Here is a 6831-nt window from a genome sequence, read left to right on the forward strand (position 1 = left end):
GAGGGTAAAATGAGTTTGGATTTTGAACGTCCTATTATTGAATTAAAAGAGAAATTTGATGAATTAAAGAAAATTATGAAAGAAAATAATGTAGATTTATCGCCAGAAATTCATGTATTAGAAAAACGTTTAAATCAAATGCAAGATAAAATTTATTCTAATATTACACCTTTTCAACGAGTTCAAATTGCAAGGCTACGTAACCGGCCCACGACATTAGACTATATACCTTTATTGTTTACAAACTTTCTCGAACTTCATGGTGATCGCTTATATGGTGATGATAAAGCAATGATAGGTGGTATTGCAAAATTTAAAGGGATGCCCGTTACGGTTATTGGTCATCAAAGAGGTAGAAATACAAAGGAAAATATAGAAAGAAATTTTGGAATGGCACATCCAGAAGGTTATAGAAAAGCGCTAAGACTTATGAAACAAGCTGATAAATTTAATCGCCCTATTATTACATTTATTGATACAATAGGCGCCTATCCAGGGAAAGGGTCTGAAGAACGTGGAATTTCTGAAGCGATAGCTCGAAATCTATTTGAAATGGCTACACTTAAAGTGCCAATTGTTTGTATTGTAATTGGAGAAGCATCAAGTGGTGGAGCTCTTGGCATTAGTGTCGGTAACCATATCCATATGTTAGAGTATTCATGGTACTCGGTAATTTCGCCAGAAGGAGCAGCATCTATCCTATGGAAGGACGCTAAGTATGCTCCAGAAGCTGCTGAACATATGAAAATTTCAGCAAAAGATTTAAAACATTTAGAAATTATTGATGAAATCATTCCTGAAATTAAAGGTGGAGCACAAAATGATATAAAATCACAGGCAAAAGTGATTGAATCTGTAATCGAATCATCTCTAAAAAAATTGATACTATTATCCTCGGAAGAGCTTATACAACAGCGGTATGAAAAGTATAGACAAATAGAGAATTATAAATGAAAGTATTTAAAGTCCGTATTACATTTCGGAGGATTCTCGCAAAAAAATTCTAAATATTTTGTAAGTAACCTCTTAAACTGGGATATGCTGATACTATTACTCTACAAAAGATGTGTGATCGGTATGGAAAAGGAAAATTTGTTCAAATGGAAGCATTATCAGCAAGATATTATTTTGTTAACTGTACGTTGGTACGGTACAACTTAATTTTTCGTGATTTAGTAGAAATGATGAGGAACCAGGATTATCCTACCATTATGCTAGAAATATATATGTTATATTTTCTTTTCCACTACCTTTGCACCAGAACCAAAAAAACGCTATTCTTTCTGTAGAATCATAGGAAAGGATGGCGTTTTTTTTATTATATGGATACAAATTTATCTTAGTTTGATAGCGATGGGGTCCCGCCAACATAACGCGAATTTCGTACGTTAAGGAATTATTAGATGTCTTTTTTGATATGAAGCATCATAATACGATATCGATTAATAAAATAGATTATACAAATGATTTATTATACTTCCATGTACCCTAGCTGATATAATGTATAAGGCAATTATTGGTTAATTAAAGGTACATAAGTCATGGAGCTAATAATTTCTTCATTTGTATTAGTGGTAATATTCTTTATTCTTTCGATATCTTTAAGTGGTAAAGGTCAGCGAATAGCAAAAGAAGTTTTAAAAGAGCTTATTAATGGTCCTGAGGGAAAAATGTTGGTAGGTTTTTTTGGAACTGGAGCAGTTATAGGAGTAATTTTTGTCATTTGGCTTTTATTGAACTAAGCATTCCAGTTACTCAGGCTGATACAAGGTGCAAGAAAATTACTGGATAATTAAAGGTACATATATATTAGGGAGGTACATAAGTCATGATAGAAATAATCGCGGCATTAGTTTCACTAGTCGTACATTTTATTAGTTATCTCTTTTCAACAGGAGAAGACAAGAAAAAGGCAAAAGCAGATTTAAAAGAAGTTGTTAATGGTACTCATGGGAAAATATTGGTAGGATTTTTCGGAGGTGCGGCAGTTACAGGAATATTTGTAGGCATTTGGCTTTTATCAGAGTAAACCTTTCAGATATTTTAGCTTATATAACGTATAGTGCAGTTATTTGTTAATTAAGAAGAAAAGCATTAGAGAAAACAAGATATTAAATAATATATAAGGATCTCGCCATTTCTGTTGGATGGTGAGTTTTTTAATGTAAAAAAGCCTACTGTATTTCTATAAAAGTAAGTATCTGAGTTGATAGTTTTCGCAAATCACTTTGACTCATTAATTATCATCATTATAAAATGATATAAGGATATAATTTACTAGCAGTTATATGTTTAGGTATATCCTTTTTGTAATTATAAGGAAGAAATTCAAGTTAAGACTGAAACAATAAGTTAGGAAAACTAAACTGACGCAGCAGACAATGCAAAAACTCATGAAGGTCTGTCTATTGTTGAAGAAAAGAATTACTAAAAGAAAAAGGGGATAAGTTTAAAATGAATATTAATAAATCATTTAAGGGTATCGCAATAGCAGGATTAAGTGTTAGTTTCATGTTAGTAGGTTGTACATTAAATACATATGGACTTACACAGTCAGAGTATAGAAAAGTAGATAAGTATTATGATGCAGATAAAATGGTATCTGACCTAAAGAAATTGCACTATAGTGATGAACATATTGAAAACCAGCTAAGAAACGCATTGTCTAGAATTGAGTATGAAAAGGGAAGTAAGGAAGACGAATCAAGTAGTAAAGAAAGTAAATCAAGTGTATCAGACACAGAAGGTGAAAAGAAGGTAAAGGTATCTGAAGAAGATTACCCTTATCGTTTGACTGAACTACACTTAGAATTCCAGTATCATTTAAAAAAACTAGAAAAGAAAACTGATGAATTATTTACAGAAGAGGGTGTCTACATAGGTGAGATAGATTCCTTAATTAGTCACATTAGTTTGGACATAAACCGTTTTGAAAAAATCAAACCACCTAAAAAGTATGAAGACTACCAATTTTTAATACAAGAAGGGGTAGAAGAGATTAGAAAACACCTAATAAAAGTAGAAGATGCAGTTAGACAGTATGATGGTGAATATGATAAAGATAAAGCAAAAGAAAGCATACAAAACGGTATGTTTGGGATAGATGATGGTGTTTCTAGATGGGAGAAAGTATTTAATGGGATAAACGAGAAATACCCTGATGTAGAGCAAAAGGTAAAGGAAGAGAACCAGAAACATGCCAAAGAGGGTCATCGTGAGGAAGATTTAAATGACAAAGTTAGTGGTTCAGAAGTTGATAAATACAAAGCAGCCATCGTAGAAAATACAAATAAGATGGATGAAGTTATGAGACTGATACAAGATATAGGGCATTCGGATATAAAGGATTATGAGTCAAAGAAAAGTGAAATCCAATTGAGTTTGGATATGGCCAAAACACACGTAAGAGACATCAAATACCTTGAGGCACCTAAAGGGTTAGAAGTTGAACAAAAAAAGATAAAACAGGCAATGGATAATTACTGGAATGCTCTGCAATTACTCTCAGAGGCATTAGAAGAACAAAATGATAATAAGTTGGAACAGGCAGAAAACAAAGCAGAACAGGCAATGAAACTATTTAAAAAAGCAACTGAGAGTATTACAAGTAAAACCAACTAATCATGAAAAGGGGCATATGGCGGTAGCACTATTGCAAATTTACAAATAAAAAAGATAAGATCGGAGAGTAGGATCTTATCTTTTTACAAAGAGAAATATATTGCAAGATATCTTATTATTCAATTTCTTGTTTCCTCTAATGCTTTTCTTCTTGGTTAAACATCTGTTGCGTCATAAGCAAATATGTACACTTGATTAGCCAATAGCAGCCTTATACGTTATATAGGCTAAAATAACTGAAAGGTTTACTCTGATAAAATCCAAATGACTACAAATATTCCTGAAACTGCCGCAGCTCCAAAAAAACCCAACAACATTTGTCCATCAGTTTCAGTCCAAAATTCTTTTAAATCTGCTTTTGCCTTTTTCCTATTTTCACCTGTTGAAAATAGATAACGAATAGAATATATTACTAGTAAAAAGAATGACATGATTATATCTATTATATCTAACATGGCTTATGTACCTCCCTAATATATGCGAACTATTAATTAGCCAATAATTGTCTTATACATTATATCAGCTAGGGTACATGTGAGTATAACAGATTATTTGTATAACTTATTTTCAAAATGGATATATTAAAAAATATACCTAATAATTCCTTGGCTTACGAAATTCTTGTTATGTTGGCAGGACCCCATCGCTATCAAGCTAAGAAAATATAACTACCCCCAGAACAAGATTTTATGCTAATTTGTAATAAAAAAGCTCATTTTTTCGTTTTGGGGCTGATTTGTATTCTTAAGTTGATGGGCATGTGGTGAGACCCCAATAAGAAAAATTATCTATGATTATTAAAGTGGCCCACCTTCAAAACCAATCGGCCATCCATTGTCTTTAAATTTTACTTTATACTGAAACTCATAGGTACCTTCATAAATAAACGCTAAACTAAAACCTGGCAATATATAATCGTCAATATTAACCATCTTTCCAAAAGATATTGTGGATAGGTAGTAGTTCTTCATTTCTTGATTAGGGAAGAATTTCTGTAAATATTTTACTGCACAGCTTATATGGAGATAGAGTTCATCGAATATTTTTTCTGCCATATCAATAATCTCAACATTGGGATTTTCATTATTCCCTTGAATGATAATATCTACATCTTCCCACTCTCCGATATTCATACTACAAAACCACCGTGCCTGAATGAGATACTTCTCATTTTCGCATACAGTAGGATTAACTAAGTTTAATTTTTTCACCTCATCTTTAGTTAGCGGTTTATCAAGAATAAGCTTTCTATACAGAATATCTTTGATGTTAGAGACAATATAATTAGATTTGTTTAATTCTAAAGAGTCCATTTCCCACCTCATAAATTATAAAATAAAGTAAATTTCCACTTAATTATATCATCATCCTAATTGAAGATTCCGCCTTATTCCTTGCTACGTGTTGACTAATCCAAATACATAAAGCGGCCAAATCTCGTGCGCCATACTTACTTTTATGTTTTACAAAAACCGTCTCCTGTGCGAGCTGTTGAAGAATACTTGGAGATAGATATCGCTGTAGTTCTTCAGCGAATAAATGAAACTCATCTTGAATCGATAGATTCATACAAAAACGCCATCCTTTCTGTATATTTCTACAAAAAGAAAAATAGAAGTGAAAAACCTCTGTGTTTCTATTTGATAAATATATTTAGTGGAAAATACTTTGAACTTTCGGGTACAGATGCTCCTTCTATCCTATTATAGAAGCTATTTTGAACGTAAGTAATTTGTAAGGAATAGGTAAGAAAAAAGAGATTTTCATTGTGTAGGATAAAAATATAAGGAGGTGTGAAAGGCGGAACAGATATGACTTATATATGAAAAACAAACCAGTAACAAGAGTGTTTCAAGGAAAAGAAGTAATTTCTGGGGTTAACATACATGTGGAAGAAGAGCGATTTACCGTTTGTTAAGACAGAATAGCGTTTGTAAAAATAATAATTATGAATATGATTACGAATTCAATTCTGACTTTTTGTCATTGGTGGAGATAATAGCTGTGTGATTAATACGAAACAGCAAGCAACTAACTTTACAATTTAAATAAAGGAGAGGATGCTTTATGAAAACATGCAGTAAAATTACATGTGCAAGTCTATCACTTTTAATAGCTGGAAGTTCCCTGTTATACATAACACCAGCCTCAATTGTAAAAGCAGAACCCACGCAAAATGTATCTAGTTCGTTACAAACAAGTAATCAAAGCGATCGTACTTCCGTTAAGAAAGCAATGCGGGATTCACTCCAACTTGGATACCCTGGAATACTCGCTCAAATTTCTAAGGGTGGTAAAAATTGGAACTATGCCGCCGGGATAGCGGATCTGAGAACCAAGAAGCCGATGAAAACAGATTTTCGCTTTCGCATTGGCAGTACGACGAAGACATTCATTGCAACAGTTCTACTTCAATTGGCTGGAGAGAACCGCTTGAATCTAGATGACTCCATCGAAAAATGGTTGCCTGGCGTCATTCAAGGAAACGGATATGATGCTAACCAGATTACGATTCGGCAGATATTGAATCATACAAGTGGGATTGCTGAATACTTAAAGTCAAAAGACTATGATATTATGGATACAAAAAAATTGTATACGGCTGAAGAATTAGTAAAGATGGGAATTTCTCTTCCACCAGACTTTGCTCCAGGTAAGGGCTGGTCTTATTCAAACACAGGATACGTAATACTGGGTATCCTTATTGAAAAAGTAACTGGAAACAGCTATGCGGAAGAGGTTGAAAATCGGATTGTTGAACCGCTCGAATTGTCGAATACATTCCTACCTGGTAATTCAACTGTTATTCCAGGTACCAATCATGCCCGTGGATATGAAAGATATGACGGAGAAAGTGAGCTAAAAGACGTTACTTATTCTTATCCAGGTAGCTCGGATGGAGATATGATTTCTACTGCTGAAGACTTAAACAAATTCTTCTCTTACTTACTCAGTGGCAAATTACTGAAGGAACAGCAACTAAAACAAATGCTTACTACAGTTCCTACAGGAACAGAAGGAATCGATGGATATGGTCTTGGAATCTATGAAACTAAACTTCCAAACGGTGTCTCGATATGGGGACACACAGGTGCCTCTCCAGGGTTTTCTACTTTTGCTGGAGGTACACTTGGAGGCAAGCACACATTGGCTATCAATTTGAATGGCCATAAAACTAGCCGTTCTAATCCTTTTAAAAATATTTTACTT

Annotated in this window: 7 protein-coding genes and 2 pseudogenes; 6 read left to right on the forward strand and 3 right to left on the reverse strand. The window is 33.4% G+C overall.

All coding sequences use genetic code 11. The annotated features are described in order from the left end of the window. Positions 1 to 9: 9 nt before the first annotated feature. The 5 genes and pseudogenes from DN394_RS27310 (at position 10) to DN394_RS27330 (ending at position 3621) form a co-directional block, all read left to right on the forward strand. On the forward strand, positions 10 to 954 hold the full coding sequence (locus tag DN394_RS27310; RefSeq protein ID WP_098150293.1) for an acetyl-CoA carboxylase carboxyltransferase subunit alpha: 945 nt from the start codon (positions 10 to 12) through the stop codon (positions 952 to 954). 123 nt (positions 955 to 1077) lie between these two features. After that, positions 1078 to 1196: pseudogene (locus DN394_RS27315) on the forward strand (IS6 family transposase); the annotation flags it as partial. A 345-nt stretch (positions 1197 to 1541) separates the two neighbouring features. After that, a complete protein-coding gene (locus DN394_RS27320; protein ID WP_098150294.1) occupies positions 1542 to 1742 on the forward strand; it encodes a hypothetical protein in 201 nt (66 codons plus the stop codon). Positions 1743 to 1828: 86 nt separating this feature from the next. Then, positions 1829 to 2029, forward strand: coding sequence for a hypothetical protein (locus tag DN394_RS27325; RefSeq protein WP_097917129.1), 201 nt, complete (start codon positions 1829 to 1831; stop codon positions 2027 to 2029). A gap of 425 nt (positions 2030 to 2454) precedes the next feature. Continuing rightward, complete coding sequence (locus tag DN394_RS27330) at positions 2455 to 3621, forward strand: DUF7018 domain-containing (lipo)protein (protein WP_149294427.1); 1167 nt, start codon at positions 2455 to 2457, stop codon at positions 3619 to 3621. 245 nt (positions 3622 to 3866) lie between these two features. On the opposite strand, the gene DN394_RS27335 is transcribed toward DN394_RS27330, so the two are convergent. From DN394_RS27335 to DN394_RS27345, 3 genes and pseudogenes are all read right to left on the reverse strand, one after another. After that, entirely contained in the window at positions 3867 to 4067 is a 201-nt protein-coding gene (locus DN394_RS27335) for a hypothetical protein (protein WP_098150297.1), read from the reverse strand. A gap of 351 nt (positions 4068 to 4418) precedes the next feature. After that, the gene (locus tag DN394_RS27340) at positions 4419 to 4934 is read right to left on the reverse strand and encodes a hypothetical protein (protein ID WP_098150296.1); all 516 of its coding nucleotides are present in this window, start codon (positions 4932 to 4934) and stop codon (positions 4419 to 4421) included. Positions 4935 to 5016: 82 nt separating this feature from the next. Beyond that, a pseudogene (locus tag DN394_RS27345) lies at positions 5017 to 5190 on the reverse strand (IS4 family transposase); the annotation flags it as partial. A 498-nt stretch (positions 5191 to 5688) separates the two neighbouring features. Here DN394_RS27345 and DN394_RS27350 point away from each other — a divergent pair. Then, positions 5689 to 6831 (forward strand): serine hydrolase domain-containing protein (locus DN394_RS27350; RefSeq protein ID WP_149294428.1); only part of this gene is annotated, 1143 nt, incomplete at its 3' end.

It is taken from the genome of Bacillus sp. BB081, from assembly GCF_008368895.1.
GTDB classification, from domain to species: domain Bacteria; phylum Bacillota; class Bacilli; order Bacillales; family Bacillaceae_G; genus Bacillus_A; species Bacillus_A wiedmannii.

Coding starts and splice junctions, on each gene's coding strand:
- DN394_RS27310 (WP_098150293.1), top strand. CDS start 10: ATGAGTTTGGATTTTGAACGTCCTATTATTGAATTAAAAGAGAAATTT.
- DN394_RS27320 (WP_098150294.1), top strand. CDS start 1,542: ATGGAGCTAATAATTTCTTCATTTGTATTAGTGGTAATATTCTTTATT.
- DN394_RS27325 (WP_097917129.1), top strand. CDS start 1,829: ATGATAGAAATAATCGCGGCATTAGTTTCACTAGTCGTACATTTTATT.
- DN394_RS27330 (WP_149294427.1), top strand. CDS start 2,455: ATGAATATTAATAAATCATTTAAGGGTATCGCAATAGCAGGATTAAGT.
- DN394_RS27340 (WP_098150296.1), bottom strand. CDS start 4,934: ATGGACTCTTTAGAATTAAACAAATCTAATTATATTGTCTCTAACATC.